The following is a 26,972-nucleotide window of genomic DNA, read 5'->3' on the forward strand; positions in this document are numbered from 1 at the left end:
GGTCCCGGCGATGCTTGAGAAAGCCAGTCGGGTCAGCCATGCCGCTCCTGTCGGTTCCATGTGGCCGCTGTGACGTGTCTGCCCCGCGAGCCCCGGTGTGGCACCGGACGCCGGCATTGCGTGGTCGGCCGATCAGTCGGTCGTGGTTCGGTGTCGATGCTGCGTTCGTGTCGATGCTGCCCCGCGGGCCCGCGTCTGACGCGGGCCCGCCGTCAGACGCGGGCCGAGGCCATGATCTCCTCGTCGGCCGGGAGTCCCTGCTCCTCGGCGCGCCGCATGGCCGCCAGCACCCGCTTGTAATCCCGCGGCATGACCTTGACGAAGTGGCCCTGCTCGTCGGCCCACCGGGCGATGAGCCGGGCGGCGACGGCGGAGCCGGTCTCCCGGTAGTGCTTCTCGATCACCCCGCGCAGCGCGGCCCGGTCCTCGTCGTCCAGCGGGTCGACATCGACCATCTCGGTGTTGATCCGCTGCAGCACCGGCTTGTAGAGGTAGGCCACGCCACCGCTCATCCCGGCCGCGAAGTTGCGCCCGATCGAGCCCAGGACGACCACGACGCCACCGGTCATGTACTCGCACCCGTGGTCGCCGACTCCCTCGACCACGGCGACGGCGCCGGAGTTGCGCACGCAGAACCGCTCACCCACGATGCCGCGGAAGAATGCCTCGCCGGCGGTGGCGCCGTAGAGCAGCACGTTGCCGGCGACGGTGTTCTCCTCCGCCCGCAGCGGTGCCTCCTTGGGCGGGAAGACGATGATCCGCCCGCCGGAGAGCCCCTTGCCCGCGTAGTCGTTGACGTCGCCTTCCAGCGTGAGGGTCATCCCGCGGGGAACGAAGGCGCCGAAGCTCTGCCCGGCGGAACCGGTGAAACGCAGCGAGATCGTGTCGTCGGGCAGCCCGGCCGCGCCGTACCGCTTCGTCACCTCGTAGCCGAGCATCGTGCCGACCGTCCGGTTGACGTTGCGGATCGGCATCTCCAGCCAGACCGGCCGGCCGTCCTCGATCGCGCCCTCACAGAGCTGGATCAGCGAGTTGTCCAGCGCCTTGTCCAGCCCGTGGTCCTGGCTGGCGGTGCAGTGCAGCGAGCCGCCGAACGGCCGTTCCGGGATGTGCAGCAGCGGGGTGATGTCGAGCCCGGAGGCCTTCCAGTGGTCGATGGCGGGGCGGGTGTCGAGCAGGTCGACCCGGCCCACCGCCTCGGCGATGCTGCGCAGCCCCAGGGAGGCCAGGTACTCGCGCACCTCCTCGGCGATGAACGTGAAGAACGCCTCCACGAACTCGGGGCGGCCGGTGAACCGCCTGCGCAGTTCCGGGTTCTGCGTCGCCACCCCGACCGGGCAGGTGTCCAGGTGGCAGACCCGCATCATCACGCAGCCGGCGACGACGAGCGGCGCCGTGGCGAAACCGAACTCCTCGGCGCCGAGCAGCGCGCCGATGAGCACGTCACGCCCGGTCTTCATCTGGCCGTCGACCTGCACGACGATGCGATCCCGCAGGCCGTTGAGCAGCAGCGTCTGCTGCGTCTCGGCGAGACCCAGCTCCCACGGCGCACCGGCGTGCTTGAGCGAGGTCAGCGGGGACGCGCCGGTTCCGCCGTCATGGCCGGAGATGAGCACGACGTCGGCATGCGCCTTGGAGACACCGGCGGCCACGGTGCCGACCCCGACCTCGGCGACGAGCTTGACGTGCACCCGCGCCTTGGGGTTGGCGTTCTTCAGGTCGTGGATGAGCTGGGCGAGGTCCTCGATCGAGTAGATGTCGTGGTGCGGGGGCGGCGAGATCAGGCCGACTCCGGGGGTGGAGTGACGGGTCTTCGCGATCCACGGGTAGACCTTGTGCCCGGGAAGCTGGCCGCCCTCACCCGGCTTCGCGCCCTGCGCCATCTTGATCTGGATGTCGTCGGCGTTCGCCAGGTACTCGCTGGTGACCCCGAACCGCCCACTGGCCACCTGCTTGACCGCCGACCGCCGCAGGTCACCGTTCTCGTCCGGGGTGAACCGGCGGGCGTCCTCACCGCCCTCGCCGGTGTTCGACTTGCCACCGAGGCGGTTCATCGCGATGGCCAGCGTCTCGTGGGCCTCGGCGCTGATCGAGCCGTAGGACATGGCGCCGGTCGCGAACCGCTTCACGATCTCCGACACCGGCTCGACCTGGTCGATCGGGATCGGGCCCCGCCCGGTCGGCCGCAGCTCGAACAGACCCCGCAGGGTGGCGTTCTGCCGGGCGAGATCGTCGATCTTCCCGGTGTACTCGCGGAACAGGTCGTACTGCCGGCTGCGGGTGGCGTGCTGCAGGAGGAAGACCGTCTCCGGGTTGAACAGGTGGATCTCGCCCTCACGCCGCCACTGGTACTCGCCGCCGGTCTCCAGGTTGCGGTGCGCCAGCTCGGACGGCACCGGCGGGTACGCGCGCCGGTGCCGGGCCGCGACCTCCTCGGCGATGACGTCGATGCCGACCCCGTCCAACCGGCTCGGGGTTCCGACGAAGTACTGGTCGACCAGCTCCTGGGAAAGCCCGATCGCCTCGAAGACCTGGGCGCCGGTGTAGCTGGCCACCGTCGAGATGCCCATCTTGGACATCACCTTGAGCAGGCCCTTGCCGAGGGCCTTGATCATGTTCTTCTCGGCCTGCTCGCGGCCGATGCCGGTGAGCTCACCGCGGGCGAGCAGGTCGTCGATCGACTCGAAGGCCAGGTAGGGGTTGACCGCCGCCGCCCCGTACCCGGTGAGCAGGGCGATGTGGTGCACCTCGCGGGCGTCGCCGCACTCGACGATGAGGCCGACCTTCGTCCGGGTCTTCTCCCGGATCAGATGGTGGTGTACCGCGGCGGTGAGCAGCAGGGAGGGGATCGGTGCCTTGCGCTCGTCGGAGTCGCGATCGGAAAGGACCACGATGCGGGCACCGTCGGCGATGGCCTCACTGACACCGGCACAGATCTCGTCCAGCCGGGCCGCCAGCGCCGCACCACCGCCGGCCACGTCGTAGAGGCCGCGCACCGTCACCGACGCGAAACCGGGCATGTCCCCGTCGTCGTTGATGCCGATGATGCGCGCCAGCTGGGTGTTGCTGATCACCGGGAACGGCAGATGCACCATCCGCGCCGAGGCCGGCGAGGGCGCCAGCAGGTTGCCCTCCGGACCGAGCGTCCGCGCGAGACTGGTGACCAGCTCCTCCCGGATCGCGTCCAGCGGCGGGTTGGTGACCTGGGCGAACAGCTGGGTGAAGTAGTCGAACAGCAGCCGCGGCCGGTCGGAGAGCACGGCGACCGGCGTGTCGGTGCCCATCGAACCGATCGGCTCCAGCCCGGTACGGGCCATCGGGCCGACGATGATCCGCAGCTCCTCCTCGGAGTAGCCGAAGACCNGCTGGCGGCGCATGACCGACGAGTGCCCGTACAGCACGTGCTCGCGCTCCGGGAGATCATCGAGGGAGATGACGCCGGCGTGCAGCCACTCCTCGTAGGGCGCGGCGTGCGCGAGCTCCGACTTGATCTCGTCGTCGCTGACGATCCGGCCCTTGGCGGTGTCGATGAGGAACATCCGCCCCGGCTGCAGGCGCCCCTTGCGCACCACCCGGTGCGGCGGGATGTCCAGCACACCGACCTCGGAGGCCATGACGACCAGGCCGTCGTCGGTCACCCAGTAGCGGGACGGGCGCAGGCCGTTGCGGTCCAGCACCGCGCCGATGACCGTGCCGTCGGTGAACGCGATCGACGCCGGGCCGTCCCAGGGCTCCATGAGCGCGGCGTGGAACTCGTAGAAGGCCCGGCGGGCCGGGTCCATCTCCTCGTGGTTCTCCCACGCCTCCGGAATCATCATCAGCACCGCGTGCGGGAGGGAACGCCCGCCCATGTGCAGCAGTTCGAGGACCTCGTCGAAACTGGCCGAGTCGCTGGCGCCGTCCTCGCAGATCGGGAACAGGCGGGACAGGTCACCCGGGATGAGGTCGCTGGCCAGCAACGCCTCCCGCGCCCGCATCCAGTTCCGGTTCCNGCGCACGGTGTTGATCTCGCCGTTGTGGGCGATCAGCCGGTACGGATGCGCCAGCGGCCAGCTCGGGAACGTGTTGGTGGAGAACCGGCTGTGGACCAGCGCTATCGCGCTGGAGAAGCGCGGGTCGTCCAGGTCCGGGAAGTAGGCGGAGAGCTGATGCGTCGTCAGCATCCCCTTGTAGACGATGGTGCGGGCCGAGAGCGACGGCATGTACACGCCGGTCTCGCGCCGCACCCGCTTGCGCACGCAGTACGCGCGACGCTCCAGCTCCATCACGTCGAAACCGTCGTCGTCGGCGGTCTCTCCGGCAGCCGACGCGACTTCGGCGGACGACACGGCCCCGTCCGTCGCCGCCTCCGCGGCCGCCCCGGTGCCGGTCGCGACCACCGGGACGCCCGGCAGCGTGAGGAAGATCTGCCGCATCCACGGCTCGACCTCGCGGGCCGCATGGCCGACGAGGTGCCCGACGGTCGGAACCTCCCGCCAGCCCAGGATCCGCAGCCCCTCCTGCCGGACGATCCGACTGATGGTCCGGACGGCGTCGTCACGCTCGCCGGCGATCTGGGAGAGGAAGAGGGTGCCGACGGCGTACCGGCCGGGCGCCGGGAGCGGGAACTCCACCACGTCACGGAAGAAGCCGTCCGGCACCTGCACGAGGATGCCCGCGCCGTCACCCGTGTCCGGGTCACTGCCGGAGGCACCGCGGTGATCGAGGTTGCGCAGGACGGTCAACCCCTGGTCGACCAGCTCATGGCTGCGTCGGCCATGCACATCGACAACGAAACCGACGCCGCAGGCGTCGTGCTCGAAGGTGGGGTCGTAGAGACCTTGCGCAGTCGACATCCGGAGGTGTCCTGTCCATCTTCAGGGGCCGATGGGAGCGGACGACGCTGTCCGGAGGGTGGCGCGACGGCATGACGGGCTGCTCATCAGCTCCGCGCCTCTACCGAGTGTGCCATGTGCAAGCCGCATCCGCCGTGATCGCTCATGTCCGTCAGGTCACAGCAAGATGACGGCAGATTTCGCAGACGATCAACGAACTTGGGGTAAAAGCCCTCCGCACCGAAACATGTTACGGGAACGTAACGCCGTCGTCACAGAGCGCGCCGCCGAGGGGCAGGGCCGCGCGCACCGGGCGGGCAGGGTGAGGATCTCCTGCCAATCCGCAGTGTACGGACCCAGTTTGTCGCGAATCGGCGTGAGACGCACGCGATCTCCCGTTCGCCGCACTCGGGATGCCCCGCCGACGGCTTGGGACGCCGCGGCTATCGCCCGTCGTGACCGGCCGGCCCCGCGGGAGCCACCGGGTTCACCTCCGGGGTCCCGGCGCCCACCGCGGGCACCCCCGCTCCCGACGTTCCCCCGGCCGACGTTCCCGCGCTCGGGGTTCCTGATGCCGGCGCGCCGGATTTCAGCAGGCTGCGCTTCGGGCCGTCGGCGGCGGAGGCGGCATCCGCACCCGTTCCAGGCCCGGCCGGCTCGGTGACCCGGTCGGCCGGATCGGTCTGGCCATCGGTCCCCGCGGTGGTGGGGTCGACGGCCTGATCGCCGGAAGACGCGCCGGCTCCACCCGCGGCCTCCACCGCAACGGCGGAATCTCCGTCGCCCCGAGCGCCGCGGGCGTCACCGTCGTCGTTTCCGCCGGTCACCGGAGCGGGCCAACCGACGTTCGGATCGACCGGGCGCCGGACCAGCGCCAGCGCCAGCAGTGCGAGCAGGAAGACCCCGATCGACACCCAGATGTTGACCCGGAGCCCGAGGACCTTCTCCGCTGTGTCGATCCGCAGCGCCTCGATCCACAACCTGCCGATCGTGTAAAGCGCCACGTAGAGGAAGAACAGCCGCCCCCGGCCGAGCCGCCAGCGCCTGTCCACCAACAGGAGCAGACCCGCGACCAGCAGGTTCCACAGGAACTCGTAAAGGAAGGTGNGGTGATATGTCGCGACACCCGGGATCATCTGGTGGGCCGGGTCGATCCGGATGGCCCAGGGCAGGTCGGTCGCCCGCCCGTACAGCTCCTGGTTGAACCAGTTGCCCCACCTGCCGATCGCCTGCGCGAGCGCCAGACCGGGCGCCGCCGCGTCCGCGAACAGGCCGAACGGGACGTCCATCCGCCGGCAGGCGATCCAGGCACCGAGGGCGCCTCCGGCCACCGCACCCCAGATCGCCAGGCCGCCGTTCCAGACCTTGAAGACCGCGAGGAGGTCGCCGTCCGCACCGAAATACGCGGCGGGGCTGCTGACCACGTGATACAGCCGCGCGCCGATGATGCCGAAGGGGACCGCCCAGTACGCGACCTCGCTGGCGACCACCGGATCCACCCCGCGCGCCCGCAGGCGCCTGGCGGTCAGGACGACGGCCACGATGATCCCGACAACGATCATCAGAGCATAGGCGCGCAACGGGACGGGTCCCAGATGCACGACCCCTCGGGATGGGCTGGGTATAGCGGCGAGCACCACGAGCGTCAGGCTATCCGTTGCGTGGTGACGACTCGCAGGTGCTTGTCACTCACGCCCCGTTCTCTTCGAAACGGCCTTTCGGGCCCGACCCCGCGCTGCGGTGCTCTGTGGTGCTCGGCTGCCCCGCCCACCGTCAGGAGGCACCGGAGCGGACACCCGCGGCGAGCTCGGCCGCCAGCCGGGCGACCGCGGCGGTGCCCGGGTCGGCTGTCCCGCCCGCCCCGGCAGCGGCGACGTCCGCGGCGAGTGCGCGGACGAGTGCCGAGCCGACGATGACCCCGTCGGCGAACCCGGCCACCTCGGCGGCCTGTGCCCCGTTGCTCACGCCCAGCCCGACCGCGACCGGCAGGCTGGTCACCTCCCGGACGCGGGCGACCAGATCGCCGGCCTTGACGCCCACGGCCTCCCGGGCACCGGTCACGCCCATGGTCGACGCCGCGTAGACGAAGCCGCGGCTGTGCTCGGTGACGAGGCGCAGCCGCCCGGGCGTCGAGCTCGGCGCAACCAGGAAGACCGGGTCGAGCCCATGCGTCGCGCAGGCTTCCAACCAGGGATTCGCCTCCTCCGGGGGGAGGTCCGGCGTGATCGCCCCGGCTCCGCCGGCGGCGCCCAGGTCGGCCGCGAACGCCTGCAGGCCGTACCGCTCCACCGGATTCCAGTAGGTCATGACCAGGGTCGGCGCGCCGGTAGCCGCGACGGCCTCCACGGTGCGCAGCACGTCCCGGGTCGTGACGCCACCCCGCAGGGCCGCCTCGGCGGCCTCCTGGATGACCGGCCCGTCCATGGTCGGGTCCGAGTAGGGCAGGCCGACCTCGACCACGTCCACCCCCGCCGCGACCATGGCCTTCATCGCGGCGATGCCTCGTTCCACCGTGGGGAAGCCCGCGGGCAGGTAACCGACGAGAACGGCGCGGCCCTCCTCCCGGGCCCTGGCGAAGACCTCGTCCAGCGGGCTGGTCCGCTCTGTTCCCGCGTCTCGCGCGACACTCTCCTGCTCGCGGGCCGACTCGTCCTGTGCCAACTGACTCCGCACCGTGGTTCCGTTTCCTTGTCGTGGTGGTCAGGCGGACGGCGAGGTGCCCGCGGCGGGACTGCCACCGGCGGACTCGGCGTCCTCGTCCAACAGGTTGAACCAGCGGGCGGCGGTGTCGACGTCCTTGTCGCCACGGCCTGAGCAGTTGACCAGTACGACGCCGTCAGGGCCGAGCTCCCGGGCGACCTCGAAGGCGCCGGCGAAGGCGTGTGCGCTCTCGATCGCGACGAGGATGCCCTCCGTGCGCGCCACCAGCGCCAGCGCCTCCATCGCCGCCGTGTCGTCGACCACCCGGTAGGTCGCCCGGCGGGTCTCGTGCAGCAGGGCGTGCTCGGGGCCGATGCCGGGGTAGTCGAGCCCGGCGGAGATGGAGTGGGAGACCTGGGTCTGACCGTCCGCGTCCTGAAGCAGGAAGGTGCGCATCCCGTGCAGGACTCCCGGCGCGCCGCCGGCTATCGCCGCCGCGTGCCGCCCCGTGGCCACTCCGTCGCCACCGGCCTCGCAGCCGATCAGGGCGACCTGCGCATCCGGGATGAAGCGGTGGAAGACGCCCATCGCGTTGGACCCGCCGCCGACACACGCGACGACCGCGTCCGGAAGGCGGCCAAGCAGGTCCAGCGTCTGCTGGCGGGCCTCCACACCGATGATCCGCTGGAAGTCGCGCACCATCATCGGGAACGGATGGGGGCCCATGACCGACCCGATGCAGTAGTGGGTCGTGTCGACCGTGGCCACCCAGTCGCGCATGGCCTCGTTGATGGCGTCCTTCAGGGTGCGGCTGCCGGAGGCGACCGCGACCACCTCCGCGCCGAGCAGGCGCATCCGCGCCACGTTGAGCGCCTGCCGGCGGGTGTCCTCCTCGCCCATGTAGACGACGCACTCCAGCCCCAGCAGGGCACAGGCGGTCGCGGTGGCCACACCGTGCTGGCCCGCGCCGGTCTCGGCGATCACCCGCGTCTTACCCATCCGCCGGGTGAGCAGGCACTGCCCGAGCACATTGTTGATCTTGTGTGATCCGGTGTGGGCGAGATCCTCCCGCTTGAGGAGGATGCGCGCTCCGCCGATCCGCTCGGTCAACCGGTCCGCGGAGGTCAGCGGCGTCGGCCGGCCGGCGTAGGTCGACAGCAGGCGGTCGAGCTCATCGGTGAAGGCCGGATCGAGGCGGGCCTCGTCGTACGCGGCGGACAGCTGGTCGAGCGCGGCGAACAGGGCCTCCGGAACGAAGCGCCCGCCGAAACGGCCGTAGTGACCTGACGCGTCCGGCACCGCCTGCCAGCCTGCCGCCGCCTGGGCCGACGACCACTGCTCGGCCGCGGCCTGGCCTTCCTGGCTGGCCGTGTCGGTGGGGGCTGGGGAACCGGCGAGCGATCCGGTGGATCGAGCTGTCACGGCCCTGACTGTACCGGCGTCCGCCCCCACCGAGGTGCCTCGCGGCGGTCGGCCGGCAGGCAGGAAACGGTCCGGACACAGCGCGACCCGACGCGCGACGGGCTCGAAGGCTGCGTACACACCCCGCCCGGGCCGGGCCGGCACCCGACCGGCCCGGGGCACCGGGCGGACGAACCTCGCAGCCCGTTCGAACCGGCACTCCTGAGCCCCGCCGTGACCTGATCAGCAACCCCGCCGACCGGCTCAGCGCCCGCCGACCGGCTCAGTGCGGGATGCGCGTCGCCGGATGGGTGCCGGCGGTCACCAGGTCGGCGACGAACTGCCGGGGGTCACCGCCGGTCACGGCGGCCTCCCCCACCAGCACCGCGTCGGCCCCCGCGCCGGCGTACTGGAGCAGGTCGTGGGGACCCCGCACCCCGGACTCGGCGACCTTCAGGACTCCCTGGGGAACCATCGGCGCCAGCCGCGCGAACGTGTCCCGGTCCACCTCGAGCGTGCGCAGGTTCCGGGCATTGATCCCGATCAGCCGGGCGCCCGCGTCTAGCGCCCGGAGCATCTCGGTCTCGTCATGCACCTCGATCAGGGCTGTCATGCCAAGCGACTCGATGCGTTCCAGGAGTCCGATCAGTCGGGGCTGGTCAAGCGCCGCCACGATCAGCAGGACCAGGTCCGCGCCGTGCGCCCGGGCCTCCAGCACCTGGTAGGGCGAGACCACGAAGTCCTTGCGCAGGACCGGGATGTCCACGGCGACCCGGACGGCGTCCAGATCGGCGAGAGAACCACCGAACCGGCGCCGCTCGGTGAGGACGCTCACCGCCGCCGCGCCGGCCTGCTCGTAGAGCGAGGCCAGCCCGGCCGGGTCGGTGATCGCCGCCAGCGCGCCCTTCGACGGTGAGCGCCGCTTGATCTCCGCGATCACCGAAACCCTTGGTGCCCGCAGCACCGCCAGCGCGTCCCGGGCATCCGGTACGCGTTCCACTCGTTGTTTGAGAGCTGCAAGGGACGTCACCCGCTCGCGTTCGGCCAGATCTGCTCTGACCCCGTCGAGGATCTCGTCGAGAGCGTTCATCGCCCCGCGCTCGCGCCAGTCGCGGCCATGCCGCCGATGGTAGGGCAGGCACCGCGCGCCGGCCCGCCGCCCCCACCCGCGAAGCGGTCCGATCACAGGCTGTCGTTGTTTCTGGATTGACGATTCGGACCTGTGCCGCCCTGACATCGACGTCGAGGCCAGACGAAGCAGAGGGATCCCCCGCCGGGTGACCGAAGCGACCGGCTGCGTAGTGGTGCCCCTGTTGCTACGGGCACCGGGCGCACCCGGCCGAACACGCCGTGACACCCGGCTCCGGCGGGAGCGACACGCCCACAGCCAGGCGCCTTTGACGGTCCGCGACAGCCCCGTATCATCGAACACACGTTCGATTCGAGCTGAGTCCAGGAGGCGTGATGACGGATCAGGCAGGGGCGACGCGGAGTGTGCCGCCGAAGATCGGCGACCCCGTCGAGGCGGCACCGGGGTCAGATCCGGTCGGGTTCGAGACCCGCCGGATCAGCGCGGAATGGCCCGTTTCGGCCTGGACGGCCGCGGCCACACGGCCCGCGCGACAGGCCGCGAGCACCCGTGCGGGCCAATGTGACCAACCNGTTCCGGGCGGGCCGGAAGGTGACGTCGACGAGAGGAGTGACCGGAATGCGCGATCATCGATCCGACCGTCCGGCGAGCCGGAGCGGCCCGCGCCCGGCGGCACACACCCGGAGCCGGCCGGCCGCGCGGCTGCCAGCCCCGCGAGCCCGCCAGCGGCCCGCTCAGCGGGCGCCGAGGGCACCGTCCCGCCCGTGCCCGTCCGTGTGCCCGCGTCCGTCCAACGGCGGCCACCGGGCGGGAGCTTTCTCGACACCCACACGGAGCGCCTGGTGCTGCTCGCCCAGATCCGGGAGCTCGACCGGCGCATCTGCCGGATGGATGTCCTCATCCGCCTGCTCGAGGCGGATGTCGAGAGGAATCGGCTGACACTCCGAGCGCTGGGCGAACAGCGGGTGCGGCGCCCACTCCCCCGGCAGCCACCGATCCGCGACGGCGGGCCGGGCGGAGGTCCTCCGCCGCACTCCCCGGGCGAGGGCGGAGGTACCTGGTGATCAGGTGGGGTCCTGGCCCCGCTCGATGGCGTCCCAGGCGTCAACGGGTGCGGCTACGCGGGCCTGGTAACGGCCGGACATGGCCGGCCAGGTCCCGGCGCGGGCGACGACGGCAGCGCCCGTGACCGCGAGCACCAGGCCGCCGATCGAGGCAAGCCACGGTCCGGCCGTGCGGGAGAGCCCGGTGATCGCCGGCTCGCCCGCGGGTACGACGGCGCGGACCTCGTCCGTTCCGCGCACAGCTCCCATCGGATCGAGGGCGATCCCACCGGCGGTAAGGAGAATCGCGATGCCCGCGAGCGCCACCAGCACTCCCACCAGGGTTCTCCCCAGACGTCGGGTGGCGATGATCGCGACTGTGCCGGCGAGGCCCAGCAGAGCCAGGGCGGTGACGGCCGGCGCGAGGGAGCCGCCGGACCAGTCCACCGCCAGTGGCGCCGCCACCTGTTCCCCCCGGCCCGAGCCGGACTGCACGCGGGCGGACACCCAGGTGGAACTGACGCTGAAGAGGACGACCGCGGCACCGACGAGACAGGCCAGCACGGCCGCCGTCCGCTCCCGGCGCGTGCGGTCGCCTCCCGGCGGGGCCGGTGCGGCGGCCGGACCGTGTGGCGGCCGGCCGGGGGTCGGCGTCATACCGGCGGGCGGCGTCATACCGGCGGGCGGAGCGACTCCGCCACCTCGATCGCGCGGAGCACCGCCGCGGCCTTGGTCCGGCTTTCAAGATCCTCGCTCGCCGGGACGGAGTCCGCGACAATGCCCGCGCCCGCCTGCACGTATGCCACGCCGGACCGCAGGATCGCGGTACGGATGGCGATCGCGGTATCGAGATCACCGCCGAAGTCGAGATATCCGACCACGCCGCCGTAGAGGCCACGACGGGTCGGTTCGAGCTCGTCGATGATCTCCATGGCACGGACCTTCGGTGCCCCGGACAGGGTGCCCGCCGGGAAGGTCGCGGCGAGCACATCCACGGCGCTCCGCTCGGGCGCCACCTGACCGATCACGGTGGAGACGATGTGCATGATGTGCGAGAACCGCTCGACGGCCGCGAACTCGACCACCCGCACCGAACCGGGCACACAGACCCGCCCGAGGTCGTNGCGGACGAGGTCGACGAGCATGACGTGTTCGGATCTTTCCTTCGGATCGGCCAGCAGCTGGGCGGCCAGCTCGGCGTCGTGCTCCGGCGTCTCCCCCCGCGGGCGGCTGCCGGCGATCGGGTGCAGCAGCGCGCGGCGGCCCGTGACCTTGACGTGCGCCTCGGGCNAGGATCCGACCACGTCGTGATCGGCGAACCGGAGCAGGTACATGTAGGGGCTGGGGTTGGATGCCCGCAGCACCCGGTAGACGTCCAGCGCGTCGGCGGTCGTGGGGCGCTCGAAGCGCTGGGAGACCACGATCTGGAAGCACTCGCCGGCGCGGATCTCCTCGATGGACCGCTCGATGGCGGCCTGGTAGCCCCCGGGCTCCGTGGCGGAGACGAAGTCGCGCACACCGGTGTGCGCCCCGGTGGTCGTCGCCACCGTCGGTTCGCTCCACTTGCCGAGGTCTGCCGTCATCACCTCGATGCGGTGCACCGCGTCGTCGTACGCCGCGTCCAGCTCGGCCCGCGGGGCGGATGGCGTGTCGCCNCGCGCCGAAGGCGGACCGGCGGCACCGTCTCCACCGGATACCCCGGTGAAGACGTTCGCGACGAGCTGGCACGACCCGTCCGTGTGGTCGAGGACAGCGAGATCGGTCGTGAGCAGCATCCGCAGCTCGGGGATGCCGAGATCGTTGACGGAGTTCGCGGGCAGCCGCTCGATACGCCGCACTATGTCGTAGGACAGGTACCCCACGAGCCCCCCGAGCAGCGGCGGCGTGCCATCCGGCCGCGGCGAGCAGAGCTGCCGCTCCACGGCCCGCAGCACGTCGAGCGGGTCGCCGCCGGACGGAACGCCGGGCGGCGGCGACCCGTCGACCCAGACGGCCTCGCCGTCACGCTCGGTAAGGGTCGCGGCGGCGCGTACGCCGATGAACGAGTACCGCGACCACACACCGCCATGCTCGGCGGACTCAAGGAGAAACGTGCCGGGCCCGCCGGCCAGCTTGCGGTACACGCCGACCGGTGTCTCGCCGTCGGCGAGGAGGCGCCGGGAGACCGCCACGACCGGCTGGCGCGCCGCCAGCTCGTGGAACTCCTCCCGGGTCGGGGTGATCTCACCGGTGGTCATCGAGCCGCTCCCATCGTCGGCGCCGCGGGGGGCACCTGGTCCACAGTCGGCGAGCCNTCGGGCGAGCCCGCGGCGAGCGGGAGATCCCGGCCGGTGAAGCAGGTGCGCTCCCCGGTGTGGCAGGCCGGCCCGATCTGGTCCACCCGAACCAGCACCGTGTCGCCGTCGCAGTCGAGCGCGACCGAGCGAACCCACTGCACATGGCCGCTGGTGTCCCCCTTGACCCAGTACTCGCGGCGGCTGCGGCTCCAGTAGGTCGCGCGCCCGGTCGTGAGAGTCCGATGCAGGGCCTCATCGTCCATCCAACCGACCATGAGTACCTCGCCCGTGTCGTGCTGCTGCGCGACAGCCGGGAACAGGCCGGCATCGTCCCGCTTCAGCCGGCGGGCGATCGCGGGGTCGAGATCGGAGGCTCGTGCGGTCACCCGACCTATTCTGCCTGCCGGCCGAGGCTCGACCGCGGGCCAGCCCGGAGCGGATGAAGCCGTCTTCCCACGGTCGAGGCTCAGCCGGCGGCGACCCCGGCGGCCCAGGAGTCGTGGAGGCGGCGGTACACGCCGGGAACCGCCACCAGGTCGGCGTGCGGGCCGCGCTGGACCACCCGGCCAGCGTCGACCACGATCACGTCATCGGCCGCCTCCGCGGTCGAGAGCCGGTGGGCGATCGTGACCGAGGTCCGGTCCCGGGTCAGCGCGAGCAGGGCCGCGGCGATCCGCACCTCGGTGGCGGGGTCCACCGCGGAGGTCGCCTCGTCAAGCACAAGCAGGTCGGGGTCGGCGAGCTGCGCCCGCGCGAGCGCGACGAGCTGCCGTTCGCCGGCGGAGAGCAGTTCACCGCGCTCCCCCACCGGTGTGGCGATGCCCTCGGGCAGGCCGGCCAGCCAGTCCCCGAGCCCCAGCACCTCGAACGCCGCCACGATCTGCGCATCGGTGGCTTCGGGACGGCCGTAGCGGACGTTGCCGGCGATCGAGAGATCGAACAGGAAGCCGTCCTGCGGCACCATGACCACCCGGCGCCGCAGCGAGTCGAAGCGGACCTCGTCCAACGGCGCGCCGCCTACCAGCACCACGCCCGCCGTCGGATCCATGAGCCTCGTCAGCAGCTTCGCCATGGTGGTCTTGCCGGAGCCCGTCTCGCCCACGATGGCCACCCTGGCCCGCGGCGCGATGTCGAGGGTCACATCGTGCAGCACCGGACGTCCGCCGGGATAGGCGAACTCGACGTGGTCGAACCGGACGCCCAGCGGCCCGGCCGGCAGCACGCGTCCCCCGCCACCCTCGCCGGGATCCCGGATGTCGGTCGGGGTGTCGAGCACGTCCAGGACACGCCGAAGCCCCGCGATGGCGTTGGAGCCCTCGTTCAGGACCTCGGTCAGGGACTGGATCGGCATGACGAACAGCGTCAGCAGGAAAAGGAAGGCCACCAGCTGACCGGTCGTCAGCGAGTCGTCGACGCCGAGCGCCACCCCCACCACCACCACCGAGGCCGTGGTCAGCGCGGCCACGATCTCCACGCCGGCGAACACTCCGGCCACCAGTGTCTGCGCGCGGGTCTGCGCGACCCGGTAGTTCTCCACCGTGGTCCCGATGCGCTCGACCGTGCGCCCCTGCGCTCCATAGGCGCGCAGGACCTGAGCGCCGACGACCGACTCCGCGATCGCGCCGAGCATCTCGCCGACCCGCTCCCGGACGAGGCCGTACCGGCGCGCCAGCCGCCGCTGGAAGCGGCGGGTGGCCAGGACCAGCGGGACGAAGAACGCGTAGACCAGCAGCGCCAGTTGCCAGGAGTAGACGAACATCAGGATCGTGGCGATCAGCATCTGTCCGGACGAGACGATCAGCATCACCCCGCCGAACTGCAGGAACTGCGACATCGTGTCGATGTCGCTGGTCACCCGCGAGGTCAGCGAGCCACGCCGCTGCTCGGACTGGCTCAGCATCGACAGGTCGTGCACATGGCGGAACGCCCTGACCCGCAGGGTCGCGAGGGCGCTTTCGGAGACGCGGTAGAGCCGGAGGTTCATCCGGAAGGCCGCTACGGCGGTGACCAGAATCACGGCGGCCGCGACGCCGGCGTAGGTCCCGATGAGCCCCATGTCGGCGCCCCCGTCCCAGACACCGCGGTCCAGAGACTGCTGGATGACCACTGGAACCGCGACCTTGCCCACCGTGGCGACCACCGCCAGCAGCAGGGTGACAAGGAGGCCACCGGTCAGTTCCGGCACGAGGCGGCGGAGCCGGGCAGCCGTCCCCCACAGACCGTCGCTTCCTGCGCGACCGTCGCTTCCTGCGCGACCGCCACTCACTGCGCAACCTCCTGGTCGGACACCGGCTGCCGATCGACAGGCACCTCGGGCGCGGCGGGCACGCCGACGGGGGCCGGCACATCGACCGGGGCAGCCGGGGCGGGAACCTCAGTCGGGGCNGGAACCTCAGTCGGGGCTGGCGGGGGGTCCACGGCCTCGGCGTAGGCGGTGAGCAGCGCGGCGTAGCCGGGTGAGCGAGCGAGCAGTTCCCGGTGGGTCCCCTGCGCCGTGACCTGGCCGTTCTCCAGGAAGACGACCTCGTCCGCGAGCTCGACCGTGGACCTGCGGTAGGCCACGATCACGACGGTGGAGGCTCCGGCCCGCGCGCGCAGGTCGGCGAGGATGGAAGCCTCGATCCGGGGGTCGACGCTGGACGTCGCGTCGTCGAGGACCAGCATCCGTGGGTGGCGTACCAGCGCGCGGGCGAGGCCGATCCGCTGGCGCTGACCGCCGGACAGCGTGGTTCCCCGCTCTCCGACGAGAGTGTCCAGGCCGGCCGGCAGCGCGCTGACGAAACGGTCCGCCTGGGCGCGGCGCAACGCCTCCCAGACCTCCTCGTCGGGGACGTCGAGCCCCAATGCGACGTTCGCCCGCACGGTGTCGTCGAACAGGAACGTCTGCTGGGGAACCAGCGCGACCGCGCCGGTCACCTCGCCCAGGGCCAGGTCGGGCAGGTCCACGCCGTCGAGCCAGATCGTGCCCTCGTCCGGATCGACGAGTCGGACGAGCAGGTTCACCAGGGTCGACTTACCCGCTCCGGTGCGGCCTGTCAGCGCCACGACCCGTCCGGGCGCGACCTCGAAGGTGACCCCGGACAGCGCCCGCTGGGCCGGGAGCTCCTCCCGCCGACCCTCCTCGCCAGTGGCCGTCGCAGTGGTCGCAGTGGTCGCAGCGGCAGCGGGGGGAGGTTCGACTGAGGCGGCACCCAGGCCCGCGGGCCCGCCCGCGCCGGGCGGCGCCGGGTAGCGGTAGCCGGCGCCGGACACCCGCAGCGTGGCGGGACCGGTCCCGGTCAACGCGGTGGTGCCGTGGGCCAGCCCGCCGCTCGCCGCAAGCACCGCGGAGACCCGCTCGTAGCCGACGACCGACCGTGGGAGCTCGCCGAACACCCACCCGATCGCTCTGATCGGGAAGGCGAGCAGGGTGAAGAGGTAGGCGACCCGCACCAGCTCCCCGACGGTGAGCGAGCCGGCGTCGATCCGCGCCGCGCCGACCACGATCACTGTCAGCACACCCAGGTTGGGCAGCGCCTCCATGACCGGGTCGAACATGCCCCGGATCCGGCCGGCGCGGATCATCGCGTCGCGAAGTTCATGGGCCTTGGCCGCGAAGCGGGTGGTCTCGTCGACTTCCCGGCCGAGGGTCTTGACGACGAGCGCCCCGTCGAACGACTCATGCGCCACGCCGCTGACCTCGCCGCGCAGCTGCTGCACCCGGCCGTACAGCGGCGACACCCAGCGGCCGTAGACGATGTTGACCACGCCGAAGGCCGGGAAGACCACACAGCCGATCAGCGCGAGCAGTGGGTCGGTCAGGATCAGCAGAACCAGGGCGGCGGCCAGCATCACCAGCACGCCCGCCGCGAAGGGCAGCGGGGCGATGGGCGCCCAGGCCGCCTCGACGTCAGCGTTCGCGTTCGACAGCAGCGAGCCGGTCGAGTGCCGCTGATGCCAGGCCAGTGGCAGCCGGAGGTACTGGCGGGTGACCCGGCGTCGGTAGGTGGCCTGCAGCCGGTACTGCATCATTCCCGAGACCAGGCGGCGGAGGAACAGCCCGCAGGCACGCGCGAACCCGATCCCGACCATGAGCGCGCCGGCGGCGGCGACGGTGCCCCAGTCCGCACGGCCGTCCCGGATGCTCGGAACGACCACCCGCTCGGTGATCTCACCGAGCGCCAGCGAGGTCCCCACCGTGGCGAGGGCGTAGAGCGCGCTTCCGACGAAGGCCACAGCGAAGATCCGCGGCTCCTGCCGCACCGCGATCGCCAGAACGGCCAGCCCGCGTCTGATCACCCCGGGCGGGCTGCCCGCCGCCGCGCCACCGACCGCCGCCGCGCCACCGGCCGCCGGCGAGGGCCCCGCCGCGGGACGGGGCGGCGACGCGCGGACGGCCGTCGTGGCGCTCGCCCGTTCCCGCGTGCTGGACGCGACGCTGGGCGCGAGGTCACCGGGCACCGAAATCCTCCGTTTCGCGATCGCTGTCCGACCGCCGTTCACCAGCTCCGGCCACACGTCCCTCAACACGGCATTCCGGACGGGAAGTCCCGGCCAGCGTCGCAGAGTGCCAGGTAGTCCGGCTGGGACGGGCCGACGGGCCCTCGGGGGACACCGTCGGAGACGCCCACGGGACGGATCAGGGCGGACCGGTCGCGCCGCCATCCTGGCCCGCCCGAGGTGGGTGGGAGAACCCGGTCGGCGACCCGACCGCCGCCGGACAGCCGCCGTTCCGCCAACGTTCGCGGGGTGCTCCCCACCCGGGTCCACGGGGAAGCCGTACGGACCGGCCGCGGGCGCGCCGAGGCGGAACCGCGACCCGCCTGCGCTGCGGCTCAAGTGCACCGGCGCAGGCACGCTCCAGCGGAGGCGCACAGCACAGGCGCGGCAACGCGTGCGGCGCGGCAGACGAAGCGAGGCGACACCGCGTCGCGGGACGGGACGGGACTGGACGGCCCCGGTCAGCGCACCGGGATGGCGGCGTCGCGCAGCTCCTTCTTCACCTCGGAGATCCGCATCCGGCCGAAGTGGAAGACGCTGGCGGCCAGTACGGCGTCGGCGCCGGCACCGACGGCGGGTGCGAAGTGCTCCAGCCGCCCCGCTCCACCACTGGCGATCACCGGTACGTCCACCGCCGCCCGGACCAGGCTGATCATCTCGAGGTCGTAGCCGTCCTGCGTGCCGTCGGCGTCCATCGAGTTCAGCAGGATCTCGCCCGCGCCCAGCTCGGCCGCGCGCGCGGCCCAGGCCACCGCGTCGATGCCGGTGCCGCGGCGACCGCCGTGCGTGGTCACCTCGAACAGCGGCCCGCCCGGCTCGCGGGAACGCCGGGCATCGACCGACAGGACGATGCACTGGTTGCCGAACCGCAGCGCGCATTCGCGGACCAGTTCCGGCCGGGCCACGGCGGCGGTGTTGATGCCGACCTTGTCGGCACCGGCGCGCAGCAGCCGGTCGACATCCTCGACCGCCCGCACCCCACCGCCGACGGTGAGCGGTATGAACACCTGCTCGGCAGTGCGCCGGACGATGTCGTAGGTGGTCTCCCGGTTGCCGCTGGAGGCGGTGATGTCCAGGAAGGTCAGCTCGTCCGCGCCCTCGGCGTCGTACAGGCGGGCCNTTTCCACCGGGTCCCCAGCGTCACGCAGGTCGGTGAAGTTCACCCCTTTGACGACCCGACCACCGTCGACGTCAAGGCAGGGGATGACCCGGACGGCGACGCTCACGGCGAGCCCGGCGCCGCGGACTCCCGCCCCGCGGCGGCCCCGGCGACGGACTGCCCGGCCGCCACGGCGAGTGCCTCGGGCAGGGTGAAGGCGCCGGCATAGAGCGCCTTCCCGATGATCGCGCCCTCGACCCCGGGGACCGCCGCGATCGCGCGCAGGTCGTCCAGGCTGGAGACCCCGCCGCTGGCGACCACGGGCCGCGTCGTCACCGCCGTCACGGCCCGGAGCAGCTCGACGTTGGGGCCGGTGAGGGTACCGTCCCGGCGGACGTCGGTGAGCACGTAGCGGGCGCAGCCGTCCGCGTCGAGGCGGGTCAGCACCTCGTAGAGCTCGCCGCCCTCACGGGTCCAGCCGCGGGCCGCGAGTGTGGTGCCGCGCACGTCCAAGCCCACCGCGATCCGGTCGCCGACGCGGTCGATCGCCGCACGGACCCAGTCGGGGTTCTCCAGCGCCGCGGTACCGATGTTCACCCGGGCGGCCCCGGTGGCCAGCGCGGCGTCGAGGGAGTCGTCGTCCCGGATGCCCCCGGAGAGCTCCACGGCGACGTCGACGGAACGCACGACCTCGGCGATCAGCTCGCGGTTGGACCCGCGGCCGAACGCCGCGTCGAGGTCGACCAGATGGATCCACTCGGCGCCATCGCGCTGCCAGGTCAGCGCCGCCTCACGGGGGTCTCCGTAGGAGGTCTCGGACCCGGCCTCGCCCTGGACCAGGCGGACGGCCTGGCCGTCGGCCACGTCCACCGCAGGTAGCAGCGTCAACGTCACCCGCCCACCCTACGGCGCCCGGCTCGCGGTGCGTGGCCCGACCTGGACGGACCACACGGGTTGACATGTATCGCCCATGCTCGCCGGACCGAGGTTCTAGGTTGGCGGTGATGATCCCAGAGCACGCGGATTCCCCGCCGGTCTCCGCGTCGCCGCCCGGCGACGACGGCGTGCTGGTGATCGCCGGGCAGCGGGCGCCCCGGCCGGGCGGGGCCACGCCGCCCCCGGACCGAACGGCCGGGTCCGGGGCCGGGACCGGGAGCACCACCGGGACCGGGAGCACCACCGGGGCCGGAACCGCCGAGCGGGCGCTGGCGTCCGCGCGGATGTGGATCGCGATCACGTCCGCCGCGGCGCGCCGGATGTGCCGGTACCGGGCGGCGATCGCGGCATCCATCGTCTCGAACATCGTGCTGACGGTGCTGCGGGGGCACCTCGCCCTCGCGGTCTGGGCGCAGCGCCCGGACCTCGCCGGCTACGACGCCACCGCCGCGGTCACCTTCACCGTGCTCGGGCAGTCCCTGGTGACGACCTTCGCGGTCTTCGGCGGCATGATCGAGATGCCGTGGCGGATCCGTCACGGCACCATCGAGACCGATCTCGTCCGGCCGGTGGGCTTCCAGCGCTGGTGGCTCGGGCTGGAGGTCGGCCGGGCGGCGGTCTACCTCGCCACCCGCGCGCTGCCGGCGGGCCTCGTGGGCGCGCTGCTGTTCGACCTGCGGCTCCCCGGCTCCGCGGGCGCGGGCGCGGCGTTCGCGGTGAGCCTCGGGCTCGCCCTCCTGGTGAGCTTCGGTATCCGTTACCTCGTCGGTCTCAGCGCGTTCTGGCTGACCGACGCGCGCGGCGTCCAGGCGGTCTCGGCGCTGGTCCTGATGTTCTTCTCCGGGGCCGTGCTGCCGCTCGTCCTCTTCCCCGGCGCCCTCGGCACGATCGCCGGCCTGCTGCCCTTCGGGGCCATCATCCAGACCCCGATGGATCTCTACCTCGGCACCGCCCCGGGCGGGGCGCTCCGCGCGCTCGCCATCCAGGCGTTCTGGGCCGCGGCGCTGCTGCTGACCGGCCGCGCCCTGACCGACGCGGGACTGCGTCGCCTCGTGGTGCAGGGCGGGTGAGGCATCGCGCCGGCGAGCGGCTCCGCCTGCTCCGCGAGGAAGTCGGCCTCTACCTGGTCCTGGTGAACGCGGCGTTCCGCTCCGCGGCCCAGTACCGCGTCTCACTCCTGATGTACACCCTGGTGGAGATGGCGGGGGCGATGATCGATCTGGCCGCCATCAGCATCATCTTCGCCCACCTGCCCGATCTGAAGGGGTTCTCGCTCGCCGAGGTCGGGTTCCTCTACGGGACGTCGGCCCTGGCCTTCGCACTCGCCGAGATGATGGTCGGGCCGCTGGACCTGCTCGGGTGGCACGTCAAGGAGGGCCGGCTGGACCCGGTCCTCATCCGCCCCGTCAGCGTGCTCGTGCAGGCGGCCACGATGGACTTCTCCCCGCAGCGGCTCGGCCGGCTGGTGCAGCCCGTCGCCGTTCTCGCCGTCAGCCTCGCCGCGCTCGACGTGTCCTGGAGCCCGGTGCGCGTCCTGCTGCTGCCGATCATGGTCGGTTCCGGGACGCTGATCGCCCTCGGTCTCGCGGTGGCGGTCGCGGCCGTGCTGTTCGTGGCACCCGACTCGAGTGTCGCCGTGGCCGCCATCCGCCAGGGCTCGGCGCTGGCCACGCAGTACCCCCTCACGGTCTTCGGGCGACGGCCCGCGCTCCTGATGACGGTGGTCCTCCCGATCGCCTTCGTGAACTGGCAGCCGGCCCTGTTCATCCTCGCCCGGCCCGACCCGCTCGGCCTGCCGGAAGCCACCCGCTTCCTGTCACCGGCCATGGCCGTGCTCAGCTGCGCCGTCGCGGCGGCGGCGTGGCGGTCGGGCGTCCGCCACTACCGCAGCGAGGGGGGCTGATGCCCGAGTCCGCCGTACCCGGTGACCGCGCCGTCATCGATGTCCAGGGCGTGAGCAGGACGTTCGTGCTGCGACGGCGGACGGGTTGGATGCGGCGCGAACGATCCGACATCCACGCGGTCGCGGACCTGTCGTTCGCCGTGCGCGCCGGGGAGATGGTGGGCTACCTCGGTCCCAACGGAGCGGGGAAGAGCACCACCATCAAGATGCTGGTCGGCATCCTCACGCCCTCCGGCGGGCGGCTTCGGGTCGCCGGGCTGGACCCGTCCCGACAGCGGCTGCAGCTCGCCCGGCGCATCGGCGTCGTCTTCGGCCAGCGCTCGGCGCTGTGGCCCGATCTCCCGCTGCGGGACAGCTTCGAGCTGGTCCACCGGATCTACCGGATCCCGCCGCGGCGGTACCGCCAGAACCTCGACGCGTTCATCGACCTGCTGGCCATGGCGCCCTTCCTCGACACGCCGGTGCGCCAGCTCTCCCTCGGGCAGCGGATGCGCGGCGGCATCGCCGCGGCCTTCCTGCCCGACCCCGAGATCGTCTACCTGGACGAACCCACGATCGGGCTCGACGTGGTCTCGAAGGCGGCGGTCCGGTCCTTCCTGGAACGGACCAACCGCGAGCAGGGGACGACGGTTCTGCTCACGACCCATGACATGAGCGACGTCGAGCAACTGTGCCGCCGGGTGATGGTCATCGACCACGGACGGCTCGGCTTCGACGGTGATCTGGAGGAGCTGCGGACCCGCCTCGGCGGCGTGCGGACGCTGCGCGTCGACCTCGCCGAGGCGCTCCCGGAGATGAGCGTCGACGGCGCCCGCGTCGTGCGGGTGGAGGGGGCCCGGCAGTGGCTGGAGTTCCCGACCGGAGCGAGCGCCGCGCCACTGATCAGCGAGATCGCGGCGCGCTATCCCCTGGTGGACCTGACCGTCGGTGAACCGGCGATCGAACAGATCATCGCGCGCCTGTACACGACCGACCGCCTGCCGCTGCCCGCCGGCGGTGACGTCACCACCGGCGGAGACGTCACCACCGGCGGAGAGGTCACCGCCGGCGGGTGAGAATGCTCCGCGCCGACGGCCGCCGCTCAGTTCAGCGTGCGCAACCAGTTCTCCAGGACGTGCGCGCCGGCGTCCCCGGACTTCTCCGGGTGGAACTGGGTGGCCATCAGCGCACCCCGCTCGACCGCGGCGGCGAACGGCTCGCCGTGCTCGGCCACGGTGTCGCCCGGCTGCGGCCGGGCGGCGTAGGAGTGCACGAAGTAGAAACGCGTGTCCGCGTCGACCCCCGCGAACAGCACCGAACCGGCCGGCGGGGCGACCAGGTTCCAGCCCATGTGCGGCAGCACCGGCGCCGACAGCCGGTCCACGCTGCCGGCGAGCACGCCGAGGCCCTTCGTCCGCACCCCGTGCTCGTCACCGACCTCGTAGAGGATCTGCATGCCGACGCAGATCCCGAGTACCGGGCGCCCCGCCGCGACCCGCTCGTGCACCACGGCCCCGCCGCCAACGGCGTCCAGACCAGCCATGCAGGCCGCGTAGGCGCCCACCCCGGGCACCACCAGCCCGTCCGCCGCCCGCGCCGCGTCAAGATCATCCGTCACGGTGACCTCGGCGCCGACCCGGGCGACCGCCCGCTCCGCCGAGCGCAGGTTGCCCGAGCCGTAGTCGAGGACGACGACGTTCGGCCGGCCGCCGCTCACAGCACGCCCTTCGTGGACGGGACGCCCGCCACCCGCGCGTCCAGCGCGACGGCGTCCCGCATCGCCCGCGCGACGGACTTGAACTGCGCCTCGACGACATGGTGCGCGTTGCGCCCCGAAAGCACGCGCACGTGCAGCGCGATCCGCGCCGCGGCGGTGATCGACTCGAAGACGTGGCGGGTGAGCGTCGTGTCGTAGGTGCCGATCAGCCCGACCAGCTCCGGCTCGACGTGCACGCAGTAGGGCCGGCCGGAAAGGTCGACGGCCGACTGCACCAGCGCCTCGTCGAGCGGAACCGTGGCGTCGCCGAAGCGGCGGATGCCCGCCTTGTCGCCGAGCGCCTCCCGCAGCGCCGAGCCGAAGGCGATGGACGTGTCCTCGACGGTGTGGTGCGCGTCGATGTGCAGGTCGCCCTCGGTGCGCACGGTCAGGTCGAAACCGCCGTGCTTGCCGAGCTGCTCCATCATGTGATCGAAGAAGGGGACGCCGGTCTCGGACGACGCCGCGCCCGTCCCGTCGAGGTCAAGCTCGATCAGGACGTGCGACTCCTTGGTCTTGCGCTCGATCCGGGCGGTGCGTGCCATGCGTATCCCTTGGGGGTTCTGGACGTCTCGGTGTCGGCCGTACAGCGGTGCGGCCGGGTCGGGCGGATCGGCCCGTGCGGCGGGTCGGCGGTGTGGCGGTGTGGCGGGGTCGGCGGTGTGGAGGCCGTGGGCGCGGTTCAGCCGGCAGCCAGATCGTGCGGCCCGCCGCTCGGAGCTGGTACACCCGAGGACCCCGGCGGACCAGCCGGCCCGGAGTTCAGCAACGCCGGCCGGGCAGCGAGCACCGCGCGCAACGCGCCGAGGAAGGCGTCCGTCTCGGCGGGCAGCCCCGCCGTCACCCGCAGCCAGCCGTCCAGGCCGAGGTCCCGGACGAGCACACCGGCGTCGAGCAGGCCCTGCCACACGGCTCGCTGGTCGGTGAACCGCCCGAACAGCACGAAGTTCGCGTCGCTCGGCGCGACCTCGCAGCCCAGCTCCGGCAGGGATCGCACGAGCAGGTCGCGCTGGGCCTTGACCGCGTCGACCGTGCCGAGCAGCTCGTCGGCATGCGCCAGCGCGGTGCGCGCCACCGCCTGGGTGAACGACGAGAGGTGGTACGGCAGGCGGACGAGCGCCATGGCGTCCACGACGGCGGGATGCGCGGCGAGGTAACCGACCCGCGCGCCCGCCAGCGCGAACGCCTTGCTCATGGTCCGGGTCACGACCAGGCGGGGCTGCTCCGGCAGCAGCGTCAGCGCGCTGGGCACGCCCGCCCGGCGGAACTCGGCATAGGCCTCGTCCACCACGACGACCCCCGAACCGACCTCGTCCATGACCTCGCAGGCGGCGGCGATGACATCCATGCCCAGCGCGGTGGCGGTGGGGTTGTTCGGCGAGCACAGGAACAGCAGCGCCGGGCGGTGCCGCCGGATCGCGCTGGTCACCCGCTCGGCGTCGAGGGTGAAGTCCGCCGCCCGCTGCTCCCCGGCCCAGCCCGTCGCGGTGGCCTGTGCGATCAGCCGGTGCATCGAGTAGGACGGCTCGAAGCCGACCGCCAGCCGCCCCGGGCCGCCGAACGCCTGGCACAACTGCTGGATGACCTCGTTCGACCCGTTCGCCGCCCACACCTGGGCGGTGTGCACCCCGAACCCGGCGTCCGGGGTCAGGTAGTAGGCGAGGTCGGCGCGCAGCGCCTCGGCCTCGCGGTCCGGGTAGCGGTTGGCCTCGGTCGCGGCCAGCGTCGCCGCCTTGCCCAGCGCGTCGACGAGCCCGGCCGACGGCGCGTGCGGGTTCTCGTTCGTGTTCAGCCGGACCGGGACGTCGATCTGCGGCGCGCCGTACGGCGACAGGCCCCGCAGATCGTCACGCAGCGGCAGGTCGTCCAGCCCGACGACGCGGCGCGCGGCCCGGCCACCGGCGGAGGCGGCGGGAACGGCGGGGACGGCGGGAACGGCGGGAACGGCGGGAACGGCGGCGGAACCGGAGCCGGGGCCCGACGCCGACGGCGGCACCGGTGGGCCCAGGGGGGCCGGAGCCGCGACGGCTGCCGGATCCGGAGCCGCTGCCGGATCCGGAGCAGCGGCCGGATCCGCGGCGGTCGCCGGATCGACCGGGACGGCGCTGATCACTTCCATGGGAACACTGATCACTTCCGTGGGCGTACCGCCGCCTTCGGCGGCGTCCTCCACCGCGTCGATGTCGTTGGTCATCGCGCCCGAACCTCCACCGCGTCGACGTGCCCGATCAGGTCCTCCGCCCCGCCGAGCGCGGCGATGCGGGGAGCGATGTCGGCGAGTGCGTCCGCGTCACAGGTGACGACATGGACCTGACGCTGGAAGGCGGACACCGCGAGACCACCGGAATGCCGTGCCGTGCCCCCCGTCGGCAGCACATGGTTGGAGCCGGCCAGATAGTCACCGAGCGGGACGGGTGCGTACGGCCCGACGAAGACCGCGCCGGCGTTGCGTACCCGGGCGGCGACACCCGCGGCGTCCACGGTCTGGATCTCCAGGTGCTCCGCCGCCCAGGCGTTCACGACGGCCAGCCCGGCGTCGATGTCCGCGACGAGCGCCACCCCGCCCTGCGCGCCCAGCGCCTCGGCCACCCGGTCGCGGTGCCGGGTGACGGGGACCTGCTTGTCGAGCTCCACATCGACGGCGTCCGCCAGCTCCGCCGAGGTCGTGACCAGCAGGCAGGCCGCCATCGGATCGTGCTCGGCCTGGGCGATGAGGTCGGCGGCGACGAAGTCGGCGCGCGCCGAGCTGTCGGCGAGGATCGCGACCTCCGTCGGCCCCGCCTCGGCGTCGACCCCGACCACTCCGCGCAACAGGCGCTTCGCCGCGGTGACGTAGACGTTCCCGGGGCCGGTGACCACGTCGACGGGCGGGCAGCTCTCGGTGCCGTGGGCGAACATGGCGACGGCCTGTGCGCCGCCGGCGGCGTAGACCTCGTCGACGCCGAGCAGCGCGCACGCGGCCAGCACCACCGGGTGCGGCAGCCCGCGGTTGTCGACCTGCGGCGGCGAGGCCACCGCCAGCGACCCGACGCCGGCCTCCTGCGCGGGGACCACGTTCATCACGACGCTGCTCGGGTAGGCGACCCGGCCGCCGGGCACGTACAGCCCGACCCGCTCCACCGGGATCCACCGCTCGGTGACCGTGGTGCCGGGCGCGACCTCGACGGCCACCGGCTCCCGCAGCTGAGCACGATGCACCAGCCGCGCCCGCCGGATCGCCTCGGTCAGCGCGTCGCGCACCGCCGGGTCAAGCCCCGCCAGCGCGGCCGCGAGGGCGTCGGCCGGCACCCGCAGGGCGGCCGGGCGGACCCGGTCGAACCGCTCCGCGGCATCCAGGACGGCGGCGTCACCGCGGTCGCGGACGTCGTCACAGACCGGGCGAACCGCCTCGATCGCGACGTCGACGTCGACGTCCGCCCGCGGGAACAACCGGCGGACGTCCGAGGCGGTGGGAGTTGCGGAACGCAGATCGAGCCTTCTGAGCACGCCTCCGAGAGTATCGGCCCGGCCCATGATCCGAGCGGTGGAATTCTTCGGGAATACCCACCAGGACACG

At 72.6% G+C, this 26,972-nt stretch carries 17 protein-coding genes and 9 pseudogenes; 3 read left to right on the forward strand and 23 right to left on the reverse strand.

Going from position 1 to position 26,972, the window contains the following annotated elements:
• Positions 1 to 212: 212 nt before the first annotated feature.
• The 19 genes and pseudogenes from gltB to priA all read right to left on the reverse strand — a co-directional run.
• Positions 213 to 3,363: glutamate synthase large subunit (gene gltB, locus UG55_RS04275; protein WP_242423715.1), on the reverse strand; the 3,151-nt coding region annotated here is incomplete at its 5' end.
• Position 3,364: 1 nt separating this feature from the next.
• Positions 3,365 to 3,991 (reverse strand): annotated as a pseudogene (locus tag UG55_RS32310) (glutamate synthase subunit alpha); the annotation flags it as partial.
• Position 3,992: 1 nt separating this feature from the next.
• Positions 3,993 to 4,835 (reverse strand): annotated as a pseudogene (locus UG55_RS32315) (glutamate synthase subunit alpha); the annotation flags it as partial.
• A gap of 422 nt (positions 4,836 to 5,257) precedes the next feature.
• A partial coding sequence (locus UG55_RS32320; protein WP_242423716.1) for a prolipoprotein diacylglyceryl transferase family protein occupies positions 5,258 to 5,921 on the reverse strand: 664 nt, incomplete at its 5' end.
• A 1-nt stretch (position 5,922) separates the two neighbouring features.
• Positions 5,923 to 6,454 (reverse strand): annotated as a pseudogene (locus tag UG55_RS04280) (prolipoprotein diacylglyceryl transferase family protein); the annotation flags it as partial.
• A gap of 133 nt (positions 6,455 to 6,587) precedes the next feature.
• Positions 6,588 to 7,487 (reverse strand): tryptophan synthase subunit alpha, encoded by a 900-nt coding sequence (gene trpA, locus UG55_RS04285; protein WP_083986392.1) that lies wholly within the window; start codon positions 7,485 to 7,487, stop codon positions 6,588 to 6,590.
• Positions 7,488 to 7,514: 27 nt separating this feature from the next.
• Positions 7,515 to 8,753, reverse strand: a complete 1,239-nt coding sequence (trpB, locus tag UG55_RS04290; RefSeq protein WP_242423758.1) for a tryptophan synthase subunit beta — start codon at positions 8,751 to 8,753, stop codon at positions 7,515 to 7,517.
• Between the two features lie 385 nt (positions 8,754 to 9,138).
• Positions 9,139 to 9,945 carry an indole-3-glycerol phosphate synthase TrpC gene (trpC, locus tag UG55_RS04295; protein WP_066063529.1) on the reverse strand — a complete coding sequence of 269 codons (807 nt, stop codon included), beginning with the start codon at positions 9,943 to 9,945 and terminating at the stop codon, positions 9,139 to 9,141.
• Positions 9,946 to 11,009: 1,064 nt separating this feature from the next.
• Positions 11,010 to 11,645: a Trp biosynthesis-associated membrane protein gene (locus UG55_RS04305; protein ID WP_242423717.1), complete on the reverse strand. Its 636-nt coding sequence runs from the start codon at positions 11,643 to 11,645 to the stop codon at positions 11,010 to 11,012.
• Between the two features lie 14 nt (positions 11,646 to 11,659).
• Positions 11,660 to 12,111 (reverse strand): chorismate-binding protein (locus UG55_RS32325; protein ID WP_242423718.1); only part of this gene is annotated, 452 nt, incomplete at its 5' end.
• 1 nt (position 12,112) lies between these two features.
• Positions 12,113 to 12,278 (reverse strand): annotated as a pseudogene (locus UG55_RS32330) (chorismate-binding protein); the annotation flags it as partial.
• 1 nt (position 12,279) lies between these two features.
• Positions 12,280 to 12,643, reverse strand: a pseudogene (locus UG55_RS32335) (chorismate-binding protein); the annotation flags it as partial.
• A gap of 1 nt (position 12,644) precedes the next feature.
• A pseudogene (locus UG55_RS32340) lies at positions 12,645 to 13,225 on the reverse strand (anthranilate synthase component I); the annotation flags it as partial.
• A 57-nt stretch (positions 13,226 to 13,282) separates the two neighbouring features.
• A pseudogene (hisI, locus tag UG55_RS04315) lies at positions 13,283 to 13,650 on the reverse strand (phosphoribosyl-AMP cyclohydrolase); the annotation flags it as partial.
• A gap of 80 nt (positions 13,651 to 13,730) precedes the next feature.
• On the reverse strand, positions 13,731 to 15,530 hold the full coding sequence (locus tag UG55_RS04320) for an ABC transporter ATP-binding protein (RefSeq protein ID WP_066063153.1): 1,800 nt from the start codon (positions 15,528 to 15,530) through the stop codon (positions 13,731 to 13,733).
• 120 nt (positions 15,531 to 15,650) lie between these two features.
• A pseudogene (locus tag UG55_RS04325) lies at positions 15,651 to 17,704 on the reverse strand (ABC transporter ATP-binding protein); the annotation flags it as partial.
• A gap of 500 nt (positions 17,705 to 18,204) precedes the next feature.
• On the reverse strand, positions 18,205 to 18,862 hold a 658-nt coding region (hisF, locus tag UG55_RS04330), incomplete at its 5' end, for an imidazole glycerol phosphate synthase subunit HisF (protein WP_242423720.1).
• Between the two features lies 1 nt (position 18,863).
• A pseudogene (locus tag UG55_RS32345) lies at positions 18,864 to 18,969 on the reverse strand (HisA/HisF-related TIM barrel protein); the annotation flags it as partial.
• A complete protein-coding gene (gene priA / locus UG55_RS04335; protein ID WP_066063159.1) occupies positions 18,966 to 19,736 on the reverse strand; it encodes a bifunctional 1-(5-phosphoribosyl)-5-((5-phosphoribosylamino)methylideneamino)imidazole-4-carboxamide isomerase/phosphoribosylanthranilate isomerase PriA in 771 nt (256 codons plus the stop codon). The gene priA and the pseudogene UG55_RS32345, both read right to left, overlap by 4 nt.
• A 326-nt stretch (positions 19,737 to 20,062) precedes the next feature.
• Between priA and UG55_RS04340 the strand changes: the two genes are divergently transcribed.
• Genes UG55_RS04340 through UG55_RS04350 form a run of 3 tightly spaced genes read left to right on the forward strand, consistent with a single transcriptional unit; the run spans position 20,063 to position 22,736 of the window.
• Positions 20,063 to 20,848 (forward strand): ABC-2 family transporter protein, encoded by a 786-nt coding sequence (locus UG55_RS04340; protein ID WP_066063532.1) that lies wholly within the window; start codon positions 20,063 to 20,065, stop codon positions 20,846 to 20,848.
• Positions 20,845 to 21,681: an ABC transporter permease gene (locus UG55_RS04345; RefSeq protein WP_066063161.1), complete on the forward strand. Its 837-nt coding sequence runs from the start codon at positions 20,845 to 20,847 to the stop codon at positions 21,679 to 21,681. Before UG55_RS04340 ends, UG55_RS04345 begins: the two co-directional genes overlap by 4 nt.
• Positions 21,681 to 22,736 carry an ATP-binding cassette domain-containing protein gene (locus UG55_RS04350; protein ID WP_083986393.1) on the forward strand — a complete coding sequence of 352 codons (1,056 nt, stop codon included), beginning with the start codon at positions 21,681 to 21,683 and terminating at the stop codon, positions 22,734 to 22,736. The genes UG55_RS04345 and UG55_RS04350 overlap by 1 nt, the downstream gene beginning before the upstream one ends.
• Before the next feature lie 26 nt (positions 22,737 to 22,762).
• Here UG55_RS04350 and hisH read toward each other — a convergent pair whose 3' ends face one another.
• The 4 genes from hisH to hisD all read right to left on the reverse strand — a co-directional run bounded on the left by hisH (position 22,763) and on the right by hisD (position 26,902).
• Complete coding sequence (gene hisH / locus UG55_RS04355; RefSeq protein ID WP_066063164.1) at positions 22,763 to 23,377, reverse strand: imidazole glycerol phosphate synthase subunit HisH; 615 nt, start codon at positions 23,375 to 23,377, stop codon at positions 22,763 to 22,765.
• The gene (gene hisB, locus UG55_RS04360; protein WP_066063167.1) at positions 23,374 to 23,961 is read right to left on the reverse strand and encodes an imidazoleglycerol-phosphate dehydratase HisB; all 588 of its coding nucleotides are present in this window, start codon (positions 23,959 to 23,961) and stop codon (positions 23,374 to 23,376) included. The genes hisH and hisB overlap by 4 nt, the downstream gene beginning before the upstream one ends.
• 137 nt (positions 23,962 to 24,098) lie before the next feature.
• Complete coding sequence (locus UG55_RS04365) at positions 24,099 to 25,610, reverse strand: histidinol-phosphate transaminase (protein WP_242423721.1); 1,512 nt, start codon at positions 25,608 to 25,610, stop codon at positions 24,099 to 24,101.
• Positions 25,607 to 26,902 (reverse strand): histidinol dehydrogenase, encoded by a 1,296-nt coding sequence (hisD, locus tag UG55_RS04370; RefSeq protein ID WP_199865027.1) that lies wholly within the window; start codon positions 26,900 to 26,902, stop codon positions 25,607 to 25,609. The genes UG55_RS04365 and hisD overlap by 4 nt, the downstream gene beginning before the upstream one ends.
• Positions 26,903 to 26,972 lie beyond the last annotated feature (70 nt).

Source organism: Frankia sp. EI5c (genome assembly GCF_001636565.1).
In the GTDB taxonomy this organism is placed as follows: domain Bacteria; phylum Actinomycetota; class Actinomycetes; order Frankiales; family Frankiaceae; genus Parafrankia.